General features: G+C 52.8%; 18 protein-coding genes. 6 read left to right on the forward strand and 12 right to left on the reverse strand.

Annotation, left to right across the window (positions count from 1 at the left end; translation table 11 throughout):
- Window positions 1-144 precede the first annotated feature (144 nt).
- From FH603_RS08525 to FH603_RS08540, 5 genes are all read right to left on the reverse strand, one after another.
- Window positions 145-3,273 (reverse strand): lantibiotic dehydratase, encoded by a 3,129-nt coding sequence (locus FH603_RS08525; RefSeq protein ID WP_186737044.1) that lies wholly within the window; start codon window positions 3,271-3,273, stop codon window positions 145-147.
- Window positions 3,274-3,429: 156 nt separating this feature from the next.
- Window positions 3,430-3,789, reverse strand: coding sequence for a hypothetical protein (locus tag FH603_RS08530; protein WP_186737045.1), 360 nt, complete (start codon window positions 3,787-3,789; stop codon window positions 3,430-3,432).
- 15 nt (window positions 3,790-3,804) lie between these two features.
- Entirely contained in the window at window positions 3,805-3,936 is a 132-nt protein-coding gene (locus FH603_RS28930) for a hypothetical protein (protein WP_262891302.1), read from the reverse strand.
- Window positions 3,937-4,089: 153 nt separating this feature from the next.
- Window positions 4,090-5,289, reverse strand: coding sequence for a sensor histidine kinase (locus tag FH603_RS08535; RefSeq protein ID WP_186737046.1), 1,200 nt, complete (start codon window positions 5,287-5,289; stop codon window positions 4,090-4,092).
- Window positions 5,290-5,421: 132 nt separating this feature from the next.
- The gene (locus FH603_RS08540) at window positions 5,422-6,195 is read right to left on the reverse strand and encodes a LytR/AlgR family response regulator transcription factor (protein ID WP_186737047.1); all 774 of its coding nucleotides are present in this window, start codon (window positions 6,193-6,195) and stop codon (window positions 5,422-5,424) included.
- A gap of 148 nt (window positions 6,196-6,343) precedes the next feature.
- Here FH603_RS08540 and FH603_RS08545 point away from each other — a divergent pair, with 148 nt between their 5' ends.
- From FH603_RS08545 to FH603_RS08555, 3 genes are all read left to right on the forward strand, one after another.
- Window positions 6,344-6,586, forward strand: coding sequence for a helix-turn-helix domain-containing protein (locus tag FH603_RS08545; RefSeq protein ID WP_186737048.1), 243 nt, complete (start codon window positions 6,344-6,346; stop codon window positions 6,584-6,586).
- A gap of 81 nt (window positions 6,587-6,667) precedes the next feature.
- A complete protein-coding gene (locus tag FH603_RS08550; RefSeq protein ID WP_186737049.1) occupies window positions 6,668-7,624 on the forward strand; it encodes an ABC transporter ATP-binding protein in 957 nt (318 codons plus the stop codon).
- Window positions 7,625-7,662: 38 nt separating this feature from the next.
- Window positions 7,663-11,292, forward strand: coding sequence for an ABC transporter permease/M1 family aminopeptidase (locus tag FH603_RS08555; protein WP_186737050.1), 3,630 nt, complete (start codon window positions 7,663-7,665; stop codon window positions 11,290-11,292).
- A gap of 85 nt (window positions 11,293-11,377) precedes the next feature.
- Here the strand turns inward: FH603_RS08555 and FH603_RS08560 are convergent, their stop codons facing one another.
- The gene (locus FH603_RS08560) at window positions 11,378-12,295 is read right to left on the reverse strand and encodes a PfkB family carbohydrate kinase (RefSeq protein ID WP_186737051.1); all 918 of its coding nucleotides are present in this window, start codon (window positions 12,293-12,295) and stop codon (window positions 11,378-11,380) included.
- Window positions 12,296-12,549: 254 nt separating this feature from the next.
- Window positions 12,550-13,749, reverse strand: coding sequence for a hypothetical protein (locus tag FH603_RS08565; protein WP_186737094.1), 1,200 nt, complete (start codon window positions 13,747-13,749; stop codon window positions 12,550-12,552).
- A 229-nt stretch (window positions 13,750-13,978) separates the two neighbouring features.
- Here FH603_RS08565 and cysS point away from each other — a divergent pair, with 229 nt between their 5' ends.
- The 3 genes from cysS to FH603_RS08580 all read left to right on the forward strand — a co-directional run bounded on the left by cysS (window position 13,979) and on the right by FH603_RS08580 (window position 17,019).
- Complete coding sequence (gene cysS / locus FH603_RS08570; protein ID WP_186737052.1) at window positions 13,979-15,469, forward strand: cysteine--tRNA ligase; 1,491 nt, start codon at window positions 13,979-13,981, stop codon at window positions 15,467-15,469.
- Window positions 15,470-15,559: 90 nt separating this feature from the next.
- Window positions 15,560-16,591, forward strand: coding sequence for a M28 family peptidase (locus tag FH603_RS08575; RefSeq protein ID WP_186737053.1), 1,032 nt, complete (start codon window positions 15,560-15,562; stop codon window positions 16,589-16,591).
- Complete coding sequence (locus tag FH603_RS08580) at window positions 16,588-17,019, forward strand: hypothetical protein (protein WP_235985533.1); 432 nt, start codon at window positions 16,588-16,590, stop codon at window positions 17,017-17,019. The genes FH603_RS08575 and FH603_RS08580 overlap by 4 nt, the downstream gene beginning before the upstream one ends.
- Before the next feature lie 5 nt (window positions 17,020-17,024).
- Here the strand turns inward: FH603_RS08580 and nadD are convergent, their stop codons facing one another.
- The 5 genes from nadD to FH603_RS08605 all read right to left on the reverse strand — a co-directional run bounded on the left by nadD (window position 17,025) and on the right by FH603_RS08605 (window position 21,087).
- The gene (gene nadD / locus FH603_RS08585) at window positions 17,025-17,597 is read right to left on the reverse strand and encodes a nicotinate (nicotinamide) nucleotide adenylyltransferase (RefSeq protein ID WP_186737054.1); all 573 of its coding nucleotides are present in this window, start codon (window positions 17,595-17,597) and stop codon (window positions 17,025-17,027) included.
- Between the two features lie 103 nt (window positions 17,598-17,700).
- Window positions 17,701-18,300 carry a guanylate kinase gene (gmk, locus tag FH603_RS08590; RefSeq protein ID WP_186737055.1) on the reverse strand — a complete coding sequence of 200 codons (600 nt, stop codon included), beginning with the start codon at window positions 18,298-18,300 and terminating at the stop codon, window positions 17,701-17,703.
- Window positions 18,301-18,773: 473 nt separating this feature from the next.
- Window positions 18,774-19,436, reverse strand: coding sequence for a sigma-70 family RNA polymerase sigma factor (locus tag FH603_RS08595; protein ID WP_244967997.1), 663 nt, complete (start codon window positions 19,434-19,436; stop codon window positions 18,774-18,776).
- A gap of 277 nt (window positions 19,437-19,713) precedes the next feature.
- The gene (locus tag FH603_RS08600) at window positions 19,714-20,211 is read right to left on the reverse strand and encodes a hypothetical protein (RefSeq protein ID WP_186737057.1); all 498 of its coding nucleotides are present in this window, start codon (window positions 20,209-20,211) and stop codon (window positions 19,714-19,716) included.
- A gap of 75 nt (window positions 20,212-20,286) precedes the next feature.
- Complete coding sequence (locus FH603_RS08605; RefSeq protein WP_186737058.1) at window positions 20,287-21,087, reverse strand: (Fe-S)-binding protein; 801 nt, start codon at window positions 21,085-21,087, stop codon at window positions 20,287-20,289.
- Between the last annotated feature and the right edge of the window lie 21 nt (window positions 21,088-21,108).

Below are 21,108 nucleotides of genomic sequence, written 5' to 3' on the forward strand. Positions count from 1 at the left end.
TTTCAATAACCGGACGTTGTATCATAATCTCATCCGGACTAGATTAGTCGGACCCGTTATACAGGCCGAAACAACCAGCAGGGTTGACGAAAAAGACCAGTCTTTTCCATCAACCCTGCTGGTATATCTTGCTGATATAGGCTGCTACTCAGGCACTATACCACTTCGTTCCCGCGCCTGAACAGAATCGTAGTGCTTGGCCAGGCAGTGGTACAGGACCAGTTCGTAGGCCCGTTGCTTGGAGGGGAACAGCCGGTTCACGATCATGTGGATCAGACTGCTGATGATACCCTTTAACAAGCCGGAGCCATTAAAGGCAGCGGCCAATTTCTGGAGAAGGTCGTCCTGCGCGCTGTCCCAGACATCGGGCCTGTCGGCAATCGGAAAATCTGCGGCCAATGCCTGGTTCATCAATGTCCGGTATGTGCGGTACTTTTCGTTGAGTTGATGACGCAGGGCCAAATCACCCCCGAACTCCTGAAAAAAGCTTTCTTTCATCGTTTCCAGGATCGTTCGGCGGGCGCTGGCCGGTAAGCCCGTGCCTGTCAGGAGCCGGTCGATCTTGCGAATGGCGAACGCAAAGCGCAGATTCTCGTCGAACTCATCGCCCGTACGGGCCAGAAAATCCAGCGTCGACAGGCTGTCGTAATGGAACAGCGTTTCACACAAACCAATGTGTTCCATGCCGTAGCGCTCAAATTCACGCTGGTATGTATCTACCTGGACCCGGTGTACGACTCCTGCTTCTACCGACTCGTGGAGCGCCTTTTCTATGGCCCGCACCACATGGTGGTAGAACTCCAGGTGCGGATTTCCCCGAAACCGGAGCCGCAGATGCGGGTCGGTATCTTTGTAGCGGATAAAGAAAAACGCCTGAATCATATGGGTTTTCAGCAGTTGCTGCACCACCGGGTAGATCGTTTTGAGCAGCAGCGCATCGGATGTTTTCTCGCCCGTATACACTTTCAGGTAAAACCACTCGCTGCCGACCGAAAACTTTCGCTGGGGCAAATGCGTGTTCGACTGGCTTAGCCCCGGTAGCACATGCGCGCTTTTATGGCCAAACGGAATGATAAGTTCGTGGGTGAAGTGGCTGCGCTTGCTGGCCAGCGGACACTGGTCGGGCTGGGCCAGGAACTCGACCAGCCGGATCGTGCCGGGTTTACCTGACGACGATGCGCCTGCCAGACGCCGAATCTCGGCCGATAATAACGCCAGCGATTCGGGGACGTGCATGGCAATGAACAGTTCGTTATCGCCCTGCGCCAGCATAAACTGGTCGGGCAGCCCCGCAGCGGTCAACTGAGCGACCAGCCGCAACGGGTTGTCGGGGGTGAGATCGCGCGGCTGTAATTGCCAGGTAGCGCGGCTAAGGATGACCCGGTTGTAACGAACTCGGGGCAGGTAGGTCTGGGTTTGTAGTACGCTCCAGTTCCAGACGACGTTGAGGTGGGCATCCTGGGCCTGAAGGTCACACAGGAACCGATAGATAGGCAGGCCCTGCGTAAAGTTATGGGCGTTGGTCAACCGCGGGATCACACGCTGGTTCAGCCGCTTCGAACGCAGTACGACCTGGTCGTTTCTGACCGACACCATCAGATCGGACAACGCAATCTGAAATTCCGGCGAAACCGACGATTGGCCCATATAAGGAATTTCGTAGGGATGGATGGTTGGCCGGGTCAGGATGTTACCAACGCGGTTTTCGGGCAGGTGAACGATCTCGGCAATGATCACGTCGGGGTGATGCACTTCTTCGGCTGCCGCACAAGCGCGAATACGCTGGGCCAGCGCCGGGTCGCCCTCCCCAAAGCGGCTCATCAGATTGACGGCCGACGGTCCTTTGCAGGCCAGCAGATTGAACCGGAAGTCACCTTCGTCCAGCCCCTTGACCGAACGGGACAGCACCGTTCCGAAGACATAGAAACTGTCGGGAATTGAGGTCGAAACCGCTTGTTTGCTGCCAATATAAGCCAAGTCGTCGTCGGTCAGGACAATTTCGCCTGCGGCATCGGCCGTCCGGCTCATACGCAGCGCTCCCGCATATTTATTCATCACGAAAGTCTGCCACCAGTCCCAGGTCGTTACTGAGGCAGTAGCGGCTGTTACGAACGAGAGGTCGTCGATCAGGGGCGCATACCCCACACCCAGTGTCGAACCGGAGCCGTATCCGATACCGAACTCCTGATCGAGCGCGAGTGCCAGCGGGATCTCCTCGTCTTCGTACCGCATGTAGAACCGGCGTTTGAACTCGTCCATATCAGGGCATACATGCGTCTGATTGAGCACCATCAGCTTCTCCAGGTCACGTTGTAGCAGCTGCATAGCCCGGTCGCTCAGTTGCAGGGCCGGGTTATCGAAATAGGTATCGACCTGCACGATGTCGGCCGCCGGTGGGGTGATGGCACGGTCCAGGAACCACTGCCGGGTTTGGGCGTAGGCGTCCAGCCGGTTGGGCTGTTGTAGATTGGCCTGTAACTGCCGGAGATCGGCAACGATGGCGTCGGTGTTTGCGAGTGTGGCAATCCGCTCTGTCAGCCGGTTCAGGTAGTTTAGTCCCGTAACGGTTGGCTCGATCTCGAACAGCAGCAGTTGCCCGTCGATGAGCTGCTCAACAAATTCGTCGGCCTCGTCTGGCGCGGCCTGTAAATCAATGAGCAGCGCGGTCAATTCGTTGATGGTAGCGCCGTCGCGGGCAGCTTTGAGCACAACCGTCAGGTACCGGTCGGCTTCAACGGCGCTGATGAAGTAGTTGCGCTTTTCATTGTCACGCTGCTGTTCGACATAGCGCAGCGATGATCCAACGGGATAAAGCGACGAATTGGGAAAGAGTTTTACCTGCGTTCGAACGGCTGGCTGGCTGGTGAGCCAGGCACAGATAGCCAGCAGGCAGTCCATATCGACGCGGGTATGGGTACGAAGTGTATCGGCCGTGCCGCCCCGAAGCTGGGATTGTTCGCCGAAGGTACCCATCGTGCAACCCGCAAACAGGCCATAAGGCGTGGGGCGGCTGCACATCCGGATGAAATATTTGTGAAGGGTTACAAGCAGCTTTTCCTGTTCAGGAAGTGTTTCGCCCGACAACCACCGCTGGAAACGCTCGTATAAGGTGGGCGATGCCGCGAAAATAGCCTCCTGCGCCAGCGGGTCCTGATAATGCTGCCGGAGAAGATCGTTGAGCGGTTGGGTATTAAGTTGACTGTAAAACTGGATTAACCTGTCAATTGGATACGTAGGTTGGCGTATAACGAAAAAGTCTTTTACCTGAATCATACGGAGAGCACTTTCGTTGTCGGAGGACTACTAAAGTACTACGTATTTGCCGATGCACCAACCGGTTAGTTACATTTTCGACCAATTAGAAAAATAAATTATTGTTAACTCAGGATAATAACAACTAATGTATAGTCAATATATGTAAATACATACTTATCCAAACAGAGCGACATACCGATCCATGCTCTCGGCAAAGCGTTCGAACGAGTAAGGCTCCGTCAGGAAATCCAGCGGATCGAGGTTCAGATGACCGAACACATGGCGGGGATAGGGCGAGGTGATAATTACGGCCGGGTGGTGCCGCAGAGCCAGCAGAAATGGTTCGGGAATTTCATCGTCGGGACCAGCCAGCCGAAGGAATACCAACCCACAATCGTCCGTTTGTATACAGGCAAACATCTCCTCCGTAAACGCCCCGGTCTGGCCAAACTGGAGCCAGCCGGTGCGTTGGAGGTAATGAGCTAGTTGGTTCTGGCTCGCCCTCGAGAAATTTAGGGTGAGATAGGTTCGCAATGGTTGTGGTGTTGGTTAAAAGGTAATGCCGGTCAGGATAGAGGAGGTTTTACCACCGTTTTTGGTGGTCAGCGAAGACGTCAGGCAAACGATACGTTGTTTTTTCAAGGTCAGACGGGGAGCGGCAGTAGTTGTTTGGTTTTTCATGAGTTGGTCGGTTATACTGTGTTTGATTTGTTTGGTTAAGAAAGAGATCAGTTTGTCTGTCCCGGTGATTCAAAAGTAGTCTGTCAGAGTAGCCTCATCAATTACTTTAGACTAATTGAAGTCGTATTTCGACCAATGAGGGAAATTGATCGACTAATGAGATTTCGTACCGGCGTTGATTTCCTTATTGAGCGCATTCAGTTGTATCGTCAGCGCCACAACATACGTATCTTCAGTCGCTGTTACGGCCAGCGTATGGCGGTTTTCATAGAACGCATTCAGCCGACGGCTTACATTATCCAGGCCTACGCCCCCCGACTTTTTGGCTGAATCCTGCGGCAGTTCGACAACCGGCACATGCCGTTTAATCGGGATGCTGTTCTCGACCCGAAAGACAAACTGGTCGTTGGCGAGGGTAGCGCTAACCTGCACATAGGCGGGTTCGCTGGCCCCTTTCACCCCGTGTTTGAAGGCGTTTTCGACGAAGGCAATCAAAAGCAGGGGTGTGATCTGGTAAGCCTCCGGACGACCACTTTGCTCATATTCTATAACCACATACTGATCCGACAACCGGTTACGCTCCAGATTGAGGTAGTTCTGGATGTAAGCCAGTTCCTTGTCGAGCGCTATTTTGTCAACGTCCGTTTCGTACAGGTTGTAGCGCATCAGCTCCGACAGGCGCAGGATCAGATCAGCCGCCTGCTCATCAGAATCGAAAACACGGGCGTAAACGCTGTTGAGCGTGTTGAACAGAAAGTGCGGATTGACCTGTGCTTTTAAAAAATCGAGTTCCAGGGAGAGTTTATCTTTTTCGAGTTTATAATTCTCCAGCCTTAGCTTTATGATATCGCCAAATGCCCGTACGATCAGGATCATAATGGCAAACGGGAAACTCCAGAAAAAGCTATAAAAGGCCGCCGACCAGTCGGTTACAAACCCCAGCAGGCCGGCTTCGCGAAAGATACCCCAATCTCTTTCCAGCCTTACAACCGTTGTTAAGCGCTGCAAGATGTTGAACTGGATATAATTTACTTCATACAAAACCAAGTGGCTGATGGCAAACCATAGCCCGAACGTCCCTATCTTTTTGACATAGATCGTACGGGGGAAGATGTAATTACTGAATACATAGTAGAGGGCTGCCGTTTGTAAGACCACCCCGAGCGAGAGCCAGTTTAGCGTAAAGTCATTCGCCTGATAAAACTTCCCAAGATAAACGTGCCGGATAAACAGCCCGAACACCCCCCACAGCAAAACCTGGACTATCACCTGCTGGTGCGTATCCTGTATCCAGCTTTCGGCTAGTGGGCGTCTGATTACCGGCTCTTCTGATTTAATGTGAACCTGACTCATACCATGGAGAGGACAATGCCTGTGGATTAAGTACTCTTTTGACAGGGGGCGTCCCGGCTAACTTGTCGACCAGCGCTGCTTGTACCCTATAAGCATGACCACCTGCCCATCGGTGGCCATTTGGCCACGCCCTCACATCATATTCTTCTTCAACTCGTTCATTACCGCTTCCCGGTAGGTGACGCCGATGGTCACTTTTTTGCCGTCGAGGGTGGTGATCTGGTTTCCGTCAATTTCTTTGATCGACTGTCGCCGAACGATGAACGACCGGTTGACGCGCAGAAACTGCGACGGAGGCAGCATCTCCTCCAGCCGGCTCATGGTCATGTGGGTCACAATCGTTCGGGTGATCAGGTGTATCTTGAGGTAGTCTTTCATCCCTTCGGCAAAGACGATCTCCTCGGGTGCCACCCGCACTAGTTTTTTATCTTCTTTGATCAGAAAATACGGTATCCGCTCGCGGGGGTCGGCCGGGGCCTGTGTCTGGTTGCGGGCCGGCGGGCGCGTGGGCGTGGGCGCGCTGGGGTCTGGCTCAAAGCCAAGCCGCCGGGTGACGCGGTTGATGGCGTCCAGAAATTTATCGAAACCGGCGGGTTTAAGCAGGTAGTGCGTCACCGACTCGAACTGGTAGGTGTCGGCAGCAAACTGGGGCGAAGCCGTTACCATGATGACCATTGGATGCGGCAGTGGCAGCGACTTCAGAAACTCCACACCCGTCATGTAGGGCATCTCTACGTCCAGAAACAGGATATCGGGGTTGAGCTGCTGAACACGTTCCAGCCCCTCGAAGGGGTCGAGGCTCTGCCCCAGCAGCTGTAGATACGGAACACGCTCAATGTACTTCGACATGATGTGATGCGCAGGCGGTTCGTCATCTACCAGATAACAGGTAAGCGTTTCGTTCATAGGAATGCAATATATTCATTTACCCGTTTTAGTGCCGCATTAGTCGAAGAAGTGGCGGTATTGGTCGAAAAAAGTTTATTTACCTCGTCCACAGTGGTTGTTTTGATCCAGTCATTTAACACAGGTAGACCTCAAATAAGCTTTAACCATGAACCCGATTGCTACTAAACTCCGTAAGCTCCGCGAAATTCACGGATACCCTCAGGAATATGTTGCCTTCCAGTTAGGCGTTAGTCAGGCAGCCTACAGCAAGAAAGAAACAGGCCGCACCGAACTATCGCTGACGGTACTTCAGCAGATTTCGTCACTCTACAACATCAGTTTGATGGATCTGATCAGCCTTACTATGCAGGATCTGCTCATTATAGCCGTTCGTCAGCAACCGCAGTAGCCGGAAGGCTTTCCAGACCGCCCCGCCCGACCTGTTTATTTACCTAAACAGAAGTCATTTACCCTCTTACCCACTTAGCTCATGAATCTGCTGATCGAAAACCTAACGAAGACCTACAGCAACGGGGTCAAAGCCCTCAACGGCGTATCATTAACCATTGAGCCAGGCTTATTTGGTTTACTGGGCCCGAATGGCGCAGGCAAATCGTCGCTCATGCGCACGATTGCTACGCTCCAGTCGCCCGATGCAGGACGTATTGTTCTTCAGACTATTGGCAAGCGAGACATTGACGCCATTCGTCAACCCGACGATCTGCGTAAACTGCTGGGTTACTTACCCCAGGACTTCGGCGTTTACCCGCGTATCGACGCCATCACGCTGCTCGATCACCTGGCCGTTCTCAAAGGCATCCACAACCGCGCCGAGCGGAAGGAAAGTGTTGAAACGCTGCTCCATCGTACCAATCTCTGGGACGTCCGCAAAAAGAACCTGAGTGGCTTTTCGGGAGGCATGCGCCAGCGGTTCGGCATTGCACAGGCGTTGCTGGGTAATCCCAAGCTGATCATTGTCGACGAACCAACATCCGGGCTGGACCCCGCCGAACGGAACCGCTTCCTGAATCTGCTGGCGGGACTGGGCGAAGAAGCCATCGTAATCCTGTCGACACACATTGTCGAAGACGTACAGGAACTATGCCGGCAGATGGCCATCATCAACAAGGGTGAAGTGCTGCTGACAGGCCACCCACTCGATGCGATCGAAATGCTGAAAGGGCAGATCTGGAAAAAACGGGTAAGAGCCGCCGATGTGGAGTCGATGCACCAGTCGCACGTCATTATCAACGAGCGGATGGTAGCCGGAGAGCCCGTCGTCTACGCCTACGGCACGTCGAGTCCGGCACCGGGTTTCGTGCCGGTAGAAGCAGGTCTGGAAGAAGTCTACTTCTCGGAGATCACCAGCGCCAAAACGCGTTACCACGATCACCAGCGCGTCGGTGCTACCTCCACCACACGCCAAGAATCCTGTGTCCGTAACTGATGTCGGCTAACGAATCCGGCATCACAATCGATGTATCTATGAACTGGTTATCCATTTTTCGATTCGAGTTCCGGTATCGCCGGAACCGTCCGGCAACCTATATTTTCTTTGTCCTGCTGCTGGGTATGAGCTTTGCCCTCGTCACAACAGACATGCTTAAGGGGCTGACAGGCGGGGCTATCAAAGACAATGCAACCGTTGTTATCAGCCGAATCAGCTTGATACTGTTTCTGATGATGGGCGTTCTGATCAGTTCGGCCATTATGGGTGTGGCTGTCGTGCGCGACTTTGAACACCGTACCGATGCCCTGTTCTTTACCAAGCCCATCCAGCGGTGGGAGTACCTCACAGGCCGTTACCTGGGCGCCATGCTGCTGCTGCTGCTCACCCTGACGGCCATACCGTTGGGGCTGATGATGGGTGAGGCTGCCCCCTGGCGCGACGCCGACCGGCTGTTGCCATTCCGGCTATCTACTTACTGGCAACCTTATCTGGTCACTATTATCCCGAACGCACTCATCGTTGGCAGCATTTTCTTTACCGTTGGCGCGCTGAGCCGAAAAATGCTGGTCGTGTTCACGCAGGGCATGATTTTACTGATGCTCTACCTGATTTCCGGTTCACTCCTGAGCCAGATCGACCGGCGCGAAACGGCCGCACTGCTCGACCCATTCGGTATGCGGGCCATGGGCTACATTACGCAGTACTGGTCTATTGCGCAACAAAACCAGGCACTGCTCCCCCTGGCTGGCCTATTCCTCTGGAACCGGCTGCTCTGGCTGGGCGTGGCAGCACTGGCAATGGCCGCTACCTATGTTTTCTTCTCCTACCAGCAGGCCCCCGGCTCATACGGCCGGAAGAAGACCGCAAAACAGGCCGAACGGGAGCTGGTGAACCTTCGTCCCGGTCAGGCGCTGCACCTTCCGCGTGTTAAGCGCAGTTATGGCGGCTGGACCTGGGTAGGCGATATGGGCCGACTGACCGTGTTTTACGCGAAGGTTGTAATGAACGATCTGCCGTTTCTGGCCCTCAGTATTGGCGGGCTGGGTATGTTTCTGTTCTCGGCCATCGACAATGCGGGTGGCTGGTACGGCTCCCGGACCCTGCCAACGACCTACGTCATGCTCAGCAAGATGAGCCTTTTCACGGGACTGTTCCTGTTCATTCTGATGGTCCTGTATGTAGGGGACCTGGTCTGGAAGGAGCGCGACGTGCGTATCAATCTCATTGAAGATGCCCTCCCGGTACCGAACTGGGTGCCCTTGCTGAGTAAATACCTTGGCCTGGGACTGGCTTTTGGGGCCATGCTCACGGTAGCTATAGGACTGGGAGCGCTCATCCAGACTTTTCGGGGTGGCGCGTCGCTCATCGACTGGCGGGTCTACGCCACGAGCCTTTACGGCGAAACCCTGATGGGGCTGCTGATTTATATGCTGCTGGGCTTTTTCATCCACGTTATGGTGAACAACAAGTTTGCCGGTCATGGGCTCATGATCCTGTTCTTTGTGGCAACGGGTGTGCTGGCTTACCTGGGTGTAGAACATCGGTTGTTGCAGTTCAACTCCGCGTCGCTTGGGACGTATTCCGAAATGAACGGCTTCGGGCACTACGTTTCGCCCTTCTCCTGGATGAACCTGTACTGGCTGGCCTTTGCGGTGCTGTTGTTTGCGGCTGCGGTCGTACTGTCGGTGCGGGGATCGGAGGAGCTGTTCAAGCTGCGGCTGCGTATCGGACGGCACCAGCTAACGCGGCCCATTCTCACGTTCGGGCTGGCGGCATTGATCGTATTCGTGTCGAGTGGGTCGTATATCTATTACAACACCAATATTGAAAACCGGTATCAGAACAGCAAAGAGAGCGAAGCCGAAAGTGCAACGTATGAGAAGACGCTGAAAAAATACGCGGCCCTGCCTCAACCCCGTATCACCGACGTGCGGGTTCAGGTCGACATATTCCCCGAAACGCGCGACTTCACCGCAACGGGCCGCTATGTGATGAAGAACAAAACGACGCAGCCCATTCGCCAGATTCACCTGCAAACCTACGGGGCCGATGAGATGCAGGTGAAGCAGCTGACGCTGTCGATGCCCAACCGGCTCGATGACCGTTACGCCAACGACTTCGACTACCGGATGTTCCACCTCGACAAGCCACTAATGCCCGGCGACAGCCTGACACTCGATTTTAAACTGGCTTACCGCACCAAGGGATTCAGGAACGGGAATGATAATGTCGATATCGTTGAGAATGGCACGTTTTTCACCAACCAGTATTTCCCCGGCATTGGATACGACGACCGATACGAACTCGGCAGCGACGATACCCGCAAGAAAAACGGCCTCAAACCGAAGGAGCGCATGCGGAGCATGACCGACCCGACTGGACTGCGCGAAGGCGTTTTTGGCGACGATGCCGACCAGATCCGGTTCGCGACGACCATTAGTACGTCTCCCGACCAGATTGCCATAGCACCGGGGTATTTACAAAAGGAGTGGACAAAAGGAGGACGGCGGTATTTCAGCTACACGATGGATGCCCCCATCACCAATTTCTATTCCATTGTATCGGCGCGGTATGCCGTCCGGAAGGAGTTATACAAAGGAAAAGGCGGTAATCCCGTCAACCTGGAAATATACTACCATCCCGGCCACGCCCGGAATCTGGACCGGATGATGCGCGGAATGAAAGCATCGCTGGACTACTACCAGACCAACTACGGCCCCTATCAGCATCGGCAACTGCGGATCATGGAGTTTCCACGCTACCGCAGCTATGCCCAGTCTTTTGCCAATACCATTCCCTTTGGCGAGAGTATGGGATTCGTGGCCGACATCGACGACAAAAAGGACATCGACATGCCGTTCTTCGTAACAGCGCACGAGGTAGCCCACCAGTGGTGGGGCCATCAGGTTACCGAAGCCAACGTGAAGGGAAGCGCCATGCTCTCGGAGTCGCTGGCCGAATACAGCGCACTGATGGTGATGAAACACCAGTCGACACCGGAGAAAATGCAGCAATTCCTGGAGCATGAGCTTGACTATTACCTCAGTGGCCGACATGGCGAAAGCAAGAAAGAGCAGCCCCTGACGATGTGCGAAAACCAGTCATATATCCATTACAACAAGGGATCGCATGTGCTGTATGCGCTACAGGATCAGATTGGCGAAGACCGGCTTAACCAGGCGTTACAGACCTATCGTAACCGATGGAATATGGCAGAGGTCAGCAAAACCGGCATTTACCCCACGGCCCGTGACCTGACCGCCGAACTCCGGGCCGTAACGCCCGACAGCCTGCGCGGCCTGCTCGACGACTGGGTGAACGCCATTACGCTCTACGAACTAAAGACCGAAAAAGTAACGGTGAAGCCTGCCGGTAAGCAGTTTGTGGTAACGCTCGATGTATCGGCCGCGAAGGTACGGGCCGACAGCCTCGGTAACGAGCAGGCCCGGCCGCTGAACGAGTGGATGTGGGTAGGGGTTTATGCCCCCAAACCAAAAGACAGCGCCGGAACCGATAAACTGCTGTACTACCAGCGGCACCGGATCACCAGGGCAAAACAACAGATTACCGTACGCGTCGATCAGAAACCCGACCGCGCCGGTATCGATCCACTCAATCTGCTCATCGACCGCCACCCGGGTGATAATGTGAAAGCGATAGAATAGCCGATCTGGTCAGCTAAAACGAGGGGGTCCGATAAATGAAGATATTATTCATTTATCGGACCCCCTTATTCTGAGTCGTTTGGATCTATTCCAGTCCAAACGCCGATAGTTTCACGAATTCGCTCACCCGCGCCTGAATCTCGTCCTTTGTCAGATTCATGATCCGCTCGGCACCGAACTTCTCGACGCAGAACGACGCCATAGCCGACCCGTAAATGATAGCCCGCTTCATATTCTCGAACGACACGTCGTCGGTTTTAGCCAGGTGTCCGATGAAACCACCGGCAAACGTATCGCCCGCACCAGTTGGATCGAATACTTCGGCCAGGGGCAGCGCCGGGGCAAAGAAAATCTGGCCCTCATGGAACAGCAGCGCCCCGTGCTCGCCCTTCTTGATAATAACCGTTTTGGGCCCCATCTCACGAATTTTGGCGGCTGCCGTTACCAGCGCATACTGGCCGGTTAGCTGGCGCGCTTCTTCGTCATTCACGACCAGCACATCGACCAGGGGCAGGAGCCCCATCAGATCGGGCCGGGCTATCTCGATCCAGAGGTTCATCGTATCCAGCACGATCAGCTTAGGCCGGGTGTGAAGCCGCTCGATCACCATCCGCTGAATGGCGGGGGCGGTATTTCCCAACATCAGGTACTGGCAGTTCTGGTACGATTCGGGAATGACCGGGTCGAAGTTTTCCATCACATTCAACTGCACCTCTACCGTATCGCGGGTGTTCATATCGTTATGGTACTTCCCCGACCAGAAGAACGTTTTCTCGCCCTGCCGAATCTCCAGTCCCTCGGTGTTGACGCCGTGCTGGTTCAGGTCATCGATCATCGATTGCGGAAAATCATCGCCCACAACGGCTACCAGGTTGTTGCCTTCGGTGAAATACGATGCCGACAGCGTAATGTAGGTGGCGGCACCGCCAATGATCTTGTCGGTCTTGCCGAAGGGGGTCTCCAGCGCGTCGAACGCCACGGAACCAATAGTTAATAAGCTCATTTTCAGTAAGTAAGCAGAATTAAATTACATTGTTTTCAATCGGTGATTTGTCATTCCGAGGAACGAGGAATCTTCGGATAAGTGTGGTTTTACTGGCCATTTCCGAAGATTCCTCGTTCCTCGGACCGGGTGGCCGGAGCCATGACAAACTACTCATCAAAAATATCTCGATCTAACTCTGCGTGACTACTTAATCTGTAGTTTGCAAAATTTGTGACTGGCACACCTAATCTGTGGCTATTCACCAAACCCATTTATTTCTTCCGCCCAATGACCGGGCAGCGCTTGAACGGCTTCGTCCGGTCAAATAGATAACGATAGGTAACGTGGGTTTTAACGATGGTTGACCCCAGCTGGCTCACAAATCGCACCATGATCGGATTGAAATCGCCCACCCAGTTCATTTCCAGCTCGTCATACTGGAACGCCGGATTCGTGGCCGCTTCGTGGGGCATCCGCAGCGCAATAGCGGCTTCCAGCCCTTTACCCTGATGGGCCGGGGCTACACCAAATACCACCCCAAAGGCTTTATGGTTGGTTTTCCGGATCACCATATGCCAAAGGAACTTCAGCTTGCCAACGAGGTCGAGCTTGCCGTTCACGTGCTTGAAAACCTGGTTCAGCTCAGGCAGGCAAACGAAGAATGCCACGGGCTCTTCGCCATGATAGGCAAAGTAAATGATCTTTTCGTCGATGACCGGTTTGAGCTTTTTCATCAGCAGCTGCGCCTGGTCGGCCGACATTTCCATGACGCCACTGTGTCCACCCCAGGCCGCATTGTAAATATGACGCAGTTCCTGGGCCGCTTCGGGCAGCCGTTTCTTATCGAGCGTCCGGAAGCTGTATTCCGGGTTTTCGTACACGCGCTTCGCCCGGTCTTTCACCGTCTGCGACATACTGGTCAGCTTATCCCAGGTGGTCGGAATCCCGAACGTAAATTGCTTGAAGTAGTCCTGAAAGCCGTAGTTCTCGAAAAGCGGAATGTAATATGGCTTCGTGTAGGGCATACAATAGTTAGGCTCCCGGTCGAAACCTTCGAACAGTAATCCCCACCAGCGATCGCGGTCGCCGAAGTTGACGGGGCCATCCATTGCTTCCATACCCCGGCTCTGGAGCCAGGCTTTGCCCGCATCGAAGAGGGCGGCAGCGGCTAACGGATCATCGATACACTCGAAAAAGCCCAGTCCACCCGTTGGCTGGTCGTTGTCGAGGGTAGCAATTTCACGATCTACGAAAGCGGCTATCCGCCCGATAGTCTCTTTCTTGTCGTTCAGTAATAAATACTGTACGCATTCCCCGTTGGAAAACCGTTTGTTACGGGCCGGGTCGAAAACCTCCTCTACATCCGTATCCAACGGCCGGATCCAATACGTATCGTTCCGGTAAAGCCGAACGGGAAACTGAATAAATTCGCTCTGATATGTGGCGTTTGTGCCAACCTCAACTACCTGCATCCGGACATTACATAAATTGGGTGCGAATATAGCCAAAACCAGTGGGGTGTTTGACCGTTGACGTTTGGAGTTTGTACTTTGCCAGCGTTCCAAACGCTGGCAAAGTACAAACTCCAAACACCAGCCTGCGGTAAACATCGCCGTTTTCCGTCATACAATCCGTAACTTGCGGCCTGTAGATTTCACGAATTCCTGCCGATTCAGTTCGGCGCTTTGTCTGCCACCTGTAATGACACAACCGCTTAAGTTATACAACACCCTTTCCCGCAAAAAAGAACTGTTCGAACCGCTCAGCCCGCCCTATGTAGGCATGTATGTATGCGGACCAACGGTTTATAACTACGTTCACCTCGGCAACGTACGTACGTTCCTGACCTTCGACACGCTGTACCGCTATCTGACGTTCATTGGCTACAAAGTCCGCTACGTGCGTAACCTCACCGATGTGGGCCACCTCGTTGGTGACGGTGACGAAGGCGAAGACAAGATCGGGCGAATGGCCAAACTCGAAAAAGTAGAGCCTATGGAAATTGTTCAGCGGTTTACCAACGATTTCCACACCGTAATGGCGCAGTTCAACGCCATCCCGCCGAGCATAGAGCCTACTGCCACCGGGCATATGGTCGAACAGATCGAAGCGGTACAGACCCTGCTCGACAAAGGTCTGGCCTATGAATCCAATGGGTCTGTTTATTTCGATATCGATACCTATAACAAACGGGGAGGCAACTACGGCAAACTCTCGGGCCGTATTCTTGACGATCTGCTGAACGAAACCCGGGACCTCGACGGCCAGTCGGAGAAGCGCAGTCCGCTCGATTTTGCGCTCTGGAAACGGGCCGCCCCCGAACACCTCATGCGCTGGAACTCGCCCTGGAGCCCGGGCTTCCCCGGCTGGCACTTGGAGTGTACCTGCATGAGTACCAAATACCTGGGTAAGCAGTTCGATATTCACGGGGGCGGCATGGACCTGAAATTTCCGCACCACGAATGCGAAATTGCCCAGGGCGACGGCCTCACGGGCCACGACCCGGTCCGGTACTGGATGCACTCGAACATGCTGACCGTAAATGGCCAGAAAATGTCGAAGTCGCTAGGCAACTCGTTCCTGCCGTCGGAGCTGTTTGCGGGTAGCCACTACCTGCTGGAGCAGCCCTACAGCCCCATGACCGTGCGCTTCTTTATGTTGCAGTCGCACTACCGCAGCACGCTCGATTTTTCCAACGATGCGCTGAAGGCGGCTCAGAAAGGATACCGGCGTTTGGCTAACGGACTCCGGGTCATTAAGCAGATGACCTACCAGGCCGACGAGACTGTAACGGCCGATACGAGTAAGCAGGAAGACGTCCGCAAGGCGGTCCAGCAGTTTTACGAAGCGCTGAACGACGACCTGAATACAGCAGTAGGCATCGCTCAGCTGTTTACCCTGTTAAAATACGTTAATATGCTGTATCTGAACCAGATCCAGCCTGCGTCGCTGGGGGAAGACGTATTTACTTTGCTGAAAGATTCGTTCATTACCTACATGCAGGACGTGCTGGGGCTAACCGAAGAAGGTAACGACAACCAGCCTGTGCTCGAAGGTTTACTGACCCTCTATCGCGAGTATAAGGAGCAACGCCAATATGACAAAGTCGACCAGATCCGTTCCTACTTCAAAGCGCAGGGCCTGGCCATCAAAGACATGAAGCACCAGATCGACTGGGCATACGAAGAATAAAAACCGGGGCTCTCTCCATTCGGTTGTCAACAAGTTGGTTCGCCCGGCGGTGATGGCCTTAAACGAACCAAGTCAACAACTTATCACCCAATGACCAAGTATTTCGTCTCCTTAATTGTGCTGGCCCTGACCGCTGGTTCCTGTAAAGAAAAGTCGAGCCAGAGCGACACGACCCAAACAACCAACCAGCCGCCCATGGTCACAGCCCCGGCGTTCAATGCCGACTCCGCCTACGCGTTCATTGACCGGCAGGTTGCGTTCGGACCGCGCGTTCCCAACACGCCCGCCCATGTTCAGACAGGCAATTATTTGGCCGCAAAATTGAAAGAATTCGGCTGTACAGTAACAGAGCAGACGTTTGTGGCTACCACGTGGGATGGCAAAAAACTGAACGCCCGCAATATAATCGGCAGTATCAACCCCCAAGCTACCAAGCGAATATTATTGGCGTCGCACTGGGATTCGCGCCCGGTAGCCGATAATGATACCGACAAGGCTGATCAGAAAAAACCAGTTACCGCGGCTAACGATGGTGCTAGTGGCGTTGGGGTTCTTCTCGAACTAGCTCGTACTATTCAACAGGCACAGAAAAAACCATCGGTTGGCATCGACCTTGTTTTTTTCGATGCTGAAGACTGGGGTAATGGCGAAAAGGCAGCGGGGGATACGAAAGATGGTCTTACCGTAGGCGGTCAACCTATTGACTTTATTGGGTTCTGCCTGGGGTCACGCTACTGGTCAAAAAATCCCCACAAACCGGGCTATTCGGCTTATTACGGTATTTTACTGGACATGGTAGGTGCTAAAGGAGCAACATTTGCCAAAGAAGGGTACTCACAGCAGTTAGCGCCCAGTGTGGTCAACACCGTTTGGCAAACTGCCAGCCGGGCAGGTTACAGCCAGTTCTTCGTGGACCAGCCAGGTGGTCCTATTACAGACGATCACCTGGCCCCTAATCTGATTGCTAAAGTGCCGATGATCGACATTATTCATACAAATATCAACTCAGGTGGCTTTTTCGAAGCCTGGCACACGGCCGATGATAACATGAGCTATATCGACCGAACTACGCTCAAAGCCGTTGGCCAAACACTGACCCAGGTACTTTATAACGAAGAATGAAAACCAACCGCGTGAAGGTTTATAGCAAGTATACGGCCTGCCTGAAACAAGTTGTGCTAGCAGGGTCTCTTTTGACGCTGAACCTACTGTCGTGCAGCCCGCCACCTGATACGTTCGGTAAACTCGACCTGAAAAAATGGCGGGGCGACCGGGGCGGCTGCAATGGCGTTCGGACTACCCTTATTCCTGCCTTCAAAGCTGAGATCCAGAACTTGAAAGGGAATTCAGCCAATACCATCGGCGAACTACTCGGTCGGCCCGATATCAACCAGATTGCCGATCGGAACCAGAAATTTTATATCTACTTTCTGGAAAAAGGCACCCACTGCGACAAACCCAGCGAGAAATCGAATAGCCCGTCGGTCGCCATCCGCATGAGTGCTATCGGCCTGGCTACCGAAATTACGTTCCAGGACGGTACTCCGTGACATGGTTACACGTAAAATTTTTTTCGTTCGATCATTTCCTCGACCACATCCGGCACCATATAGCGGATGGACCGGTTAGACCGGATGCAGTCACGGATGAACGTAGCTGATATATCGAGCAGGGGCGCTTCGACCAGGCGCACGTTTGGGTGAGTTCTGAAGGGGCTCGCTTCGGCTTTCGGGCGCGGGTAAACCTCCAGCCCATAGTATTCCAGGATCTTTTCGTGATTTTTCCAATTGGCAAACTGCGTCAGATTGTCTTCGCCCATTATAAGCCGGAACAGATGCTGCGGGTATTTTTCACCCAGCCGGGCCAGCGTGTCGATCGTGTAACTTGGCTTGGGCATCGAGAACTCAATATTCGTCGCTTTCAGCCGACTATTATCGGCAATGGCCCGTTCAACCATATCGAACCGATCGAACTCGTGCAGGAGGCTTTTCGTCTTCTTGAATGGATTTTGGGGCGACACCACAAACCATACCTGATCCAGTTCACCGGAGGTTGCCATAGTATTGGCAATGATCAAATGACCGATGTGGATGGGATTGAACGAGCCGAAGAAGAGACCGATGCGCATCAGACGGGTATAACGGTTTAACAAAACAAAAGGCAACGCTGCCATAATCTGGCAACTGGCCAACCAGTGGAGACAGGCAACGCCAGGTCTATACGACCGACGCCTAGATAACCGTGGCTTTAGGTGGTACAACGCCGTCTTTCACAAAATCGTCGACAAGTTTCTGGGCTTTCTGCAACGACGTTTCCAGATCGTCATTGACAAGCACCACGTCAAACCGATCCTGAAAGCTCATCTCGAAATGCACCTTGAATAAGCGTTTGGACAGGCTTTCCTCCGTTTCGGAACCCCGGCCAATCAGGCGTTGCCGCAGCGTTTCCTCATCGGGCACTTTCACAAAAACGGCTAACGCTTTGTCGCCGTAATAGTCCTTCAGCTTCAACCCGCCCTGTACATCTACGTCAAACAGGACATGTTTCCCATTATCCCATAACCGTTGGATCTCGGTTTTGAGCGTACCGTAGAAGGCGCCCACATATACTTCTTCCCACTCGACAAACTCATTATTATCGATTTTCTGCTTGAATGCTTCGGGCGTAAGAAAGTAGTAATCCTGGCCGTTCTGTTCGCTTCGGCCCCGGCGGTCGCGGGTGCAGGCCGAAATAGAAAAGCCGAGATTTGCATTCTCGGCCAGTAAATGCTTGACAATGGTGGTTTTGCCGGAACCGGAGGGGGCTGAAAAAATTATAAGTTTACCGTCCAAGGTAGATCCTGATTTGGTGATGGGCTATTAAACTAATTGGGGTAACTAAGGATCGGCAAGTGCCGGTTCCTTGGTTACCCCAATTATAGTTGTTGATGCGGTTAACTAAAACTTAGAATTCGGGATTTGATTGTTGCTACCAGCTCGTCCGGGCAACACCGTTTCTCCATTCGTTTCGTCAATAACTCTTTAACTTCCTTCTCCAGATGATACATCCGGATACAGGGTTGACAACTTTCAAGATTGATTTGCAACTTGGCAAGTTGTTGTTCGGTGGCCTCCCCGTCCAGGATCAGCTGAATCATCTTCAGGCAATCTACCTGGTGACTGCAATTTTCTTTCATCGCAGGGTGCGGGCTAGAGGGAGATGACGATGGCAACGACGTTTGCATTGGAAAAGTTTTATTTATTCCAAGAATAATAATACCGTTAAGTTATAAGCAGAACCAAAGTGTGCTGTAGAAAAGTTCGGTTTATTCGTCAGTTTCTTCTTTATATCCCATTGAAGATGCGTAATCGCGTAATTTTTCTTTCAACAGGTTCCGAGCACGGTGTAAACGGGAGCGCACTGTTCCGATGGGAATGTCCAGGATTTTGGCCATCTCTTCGTAGGTAAATCCTTCAATGTCGCACAGAATAATAACTGTTCTAAAATCTACCGGTAGTGAGTTTAAGGCGGTTGCTACTTCGTCACCGATCAGGTCAGAAACGGACTCAGCCCGTAGGTCTACCGTATGCTCAGTCTCGGCATCTTCCGAATTATAGGTCGTTTCCACGTCCTGATAGTCGACTTTTGCCGGTTCTTTACTTTTCTTCCGATAATCGTTAATGAAGCTGTTCTTCAGTATTCGAAACAGCCACGCTTTTGCGTTAGTTCCTTGCTCAAACGACGAAATAAACCGGAAAGCCTTTAGATACGTATCCTGAACGAGATCATTGGCGTCGTCCTCGTCAGTCGTTAATCGAAAGGCAAAGTTGTACATGGAGTCAATGTGGGGCATGAACTCCTTGTTAAAGATCCGATACTTCTGCTCATCGGTATAACCGCGGGCGGGGGCATCAGACGGAGACTGCTCAACGGAACTTCCGTCGGTAGGCAGTGTTTGGTCGTCGTCGCGAGTTGGCGTATCTGACATAACTTGGGGTATGGTCGCCATAAAAGTAATAGGTATTTGCCGTTTACCATCGGCAGCATCCAACGAATTAACGAAGTAGGTAGCGCCGAATCGCTGGGATGCGTTTTAGGTTGACTGCAAAAACCAATCCTTTGTTCAAAAAAAAGGTTTAAAATCAGGCAAATATGACGTTTTGGCAGTGAACGTTTTATATATCATACATGTTAAAGCCGGTCGATAACTGCCATTCAAGGTAGAAATCGACCGGCTTTCCCGTATATCGCCCAAAATCAAGGGTTTAAACCAATGTTGTTTTGAAGTAGCGTTTCAGCCAGGTATCACCCGCCCGCAGGTGCCAGTTCGTCAGAAATTCGGCTTTCGTCTTTACCAATGTATTGAAAACCATCGTTTCCGGTGTCACAATGCCAGTTGAAACAGCCGTTTTAAGCACAGGTAATTCAATCGTCTGCACCATCTCCTCCGGCGTCATGATTGCTGCCGAGCGGTCGAAGAAGTCGATGGACAACGACTCGCCAAGCTGGCGCAGCGTACGAACCGACGAATCGATGGAACAACCGCTTGGCAGATTGTAGCCTTCATCGACGCCCACGATCACAAACCGGTTTTCAATGACCTTTGCCGACGCCAGCAAGGCCTGGCCGTGGGCTGCCCACTGGCTGAGCGCCGGTTGCAGGGCCTCATTGATTGCGTTTATGTCACTGTCCAGCAGTGGCCGGTTGGCCTGATATACCCAAACACGGGCATTATCCGGCAATTTGTCAAAGTCGATCCACATGGTTTTACGGATAAGTTGTGAACGATAAACGACAAAAGTCGTGACAACATTCATCGTTTATCATTGCTCATTCGGTCAAAGTCCTTCGCCCTGCGCGATAAGCTCCGAGATATCATAAACCCGAACGGAATCTTCCCGGTTCTTATTTTTGACACCATCAGACATCATTGTCATACAAAAAGGGCATGACACCGCAATGGTATCGGCCCCGGTCTGCAACGCTTCTTCAACGCGCTCTACGTTAACATCTTTCTTTCCGGGTTCAGGCTCTTTGAAGTACTGCCCCCCTCCTGCCCCGCAACAAAGCCCATTGGCTTTTACGCGCTTCATCTCAACGAGATCGGCATCCAGGGCAGCCAGTACCTCCCGGGGGGCTTCGTATATTTTGTTTGCCCGACCCAGGTAACACGAATCGTGGAAAGTAATCTTACGGCCCTTGAACGACTCACCGTCTTTTACCTTGATGCGGCCCTCGTTGATAAGACCCTGCAAGAACTGCGAATGGTGAATCACTTCGTAATCGCCACCCAGTTCGGGATACTCGTTTTTGATCGTATTGAAGCAGTGTGGACAAGCCGTCACGATCTTCTTGACGTTGTAGCCATTCATTAACTGGATGTTGGACATGGCCTGCATCTGGAACAAAAACTCGTTCCCCGCCCGGCGCGCCGGATCGCCGGTGCAGCCTTCTTCCGGCCCCAATACGGCAAACTTGATCCCCACATGGTTCAGTATCCGGACAAAAGCGATTGTTACGCGCTTGTAACGGTCATCGAAGGAACCAGCGCAGCCTACCCAAAACAGGATTTCGGGTTGCTCACCCGACGCAGCCATATCGGCCATGGTGGGTACGGTGTATGTTTTTTCAGTTGTCATTACTGGATCTATAAAATTGTC

Source organism: Spirosoma utsteinense (assembly GCF_014282275.1).
GTDB lineage: Bacteria > Bacteroidota > Bacteroidia > Cytophagales > Spirosomataceae > Spirosoma > Spirosoma utsteinense.

Coding starts and splice junctions, on each gene's coding strand:
- FH603_RS08525 (WP_186737044.1), bottom strand. CDS start 3,273: ATGATTCAGGTAAAAGACTTTTTCGTTATACGCCAACCTACGTATCCA.
- FH603_RS28930 (WP_262891302.1), bottom strand. CDS start 3,936: ATGAAAAACCAAACAACTACTGCCGCTCCCCGTCTGACCTTGAAAAAA.
- FH603_RS08535 (WP_186737046.1), bottom strand. CDS start 5,289: ATGAGTCAGGTTCACATTAAATCAGAAGAGCCGGTAATCAGACGCCCA.
- FH603_RS08540 (WP_186737047.1), bottom strand. CDS start 6,195: ATGAACGAAACGCTTACCTGTTATCTGGTAGATGACGAACCGCCTGCG.
- FH603_RS08545 (WP_186737048.1), top strand. CDS start 6,344: ATGAACCCGATTGCTACTAAACTCCGTAAGCTCCGCGAAATTCACGGA.
- FH603_RS08550 (WP_186737049.1), top strand. CDS start 6,668: ATGAATCTGCTGATCGAAAACCTAACGAAGACCTACAGCAACGGGGTC.
- FH603_RS08555 (WP_186737050.1), top strand. CDS start 7,663: ATGAACTGGTTATCCATTTTTCGATTCGAGTTCCGGTATCGCCGGAAC.
- FH603_RS08560 (WP_186737051.1), bottom strand. CDS start 12,295: ATGAGCTTATTAACTATTGGTTCCGTGGCGTTCGACGCGCTGGAGACC.
- FH603_RS08565 (WP_186737094.1), bottom strand. CDS start 13,749: ATGCAGGTAGTTGAGGTTGGCACAAACGCCACATATCAGAGCGAATTT.
- cysS (WP_186737052.1), top strand. CDS start 13,979: ATGACACAACCGCTTAAGTTATACAACACCCTTTCCCGCAAAAAAGAA.
- FH603_RS08575 (WP_186737053.1), top strand. CDS start 15,560: ATGACCAAGTATTTCGTCTCCTTAATTGTGCTGGCCCTGACCGCTGGT.
- FH603_RS08580 (WP_235985533.1), top strand. CDS start 16,588: ATGAAAACCAACCGCGTGAAGGTTTATAGCAAGTATACGGCCTGCCTG.
- nadD (WP_186737054.1), bottom strand. CDS start 17,597: ATGCGCATCGGTCTCTTCTTCGGCTCGTTCAATCCCATCCACATCGGT.
- FH603_RS08595 (WP_244967997.1), bottom strand. CDS start 19,436: ATGTCAGATACGCCAACTCGCGACGACGACCAAACACTGCCTACCGAC.
- FH603_RS08600 (WP_186737057.1), bottom strand. CDS start 20,211: ATGTGGATCGACTTTGACAAATTGCCGGATAATGCCCGTGTTTGGGTA.
- FH603_RS08605 (WP_186737058.1), bottom strand. CDS start 21,087: ATGACAACTGAAAAAACATACACCGTACCCACCATGGCCGATATGGCT.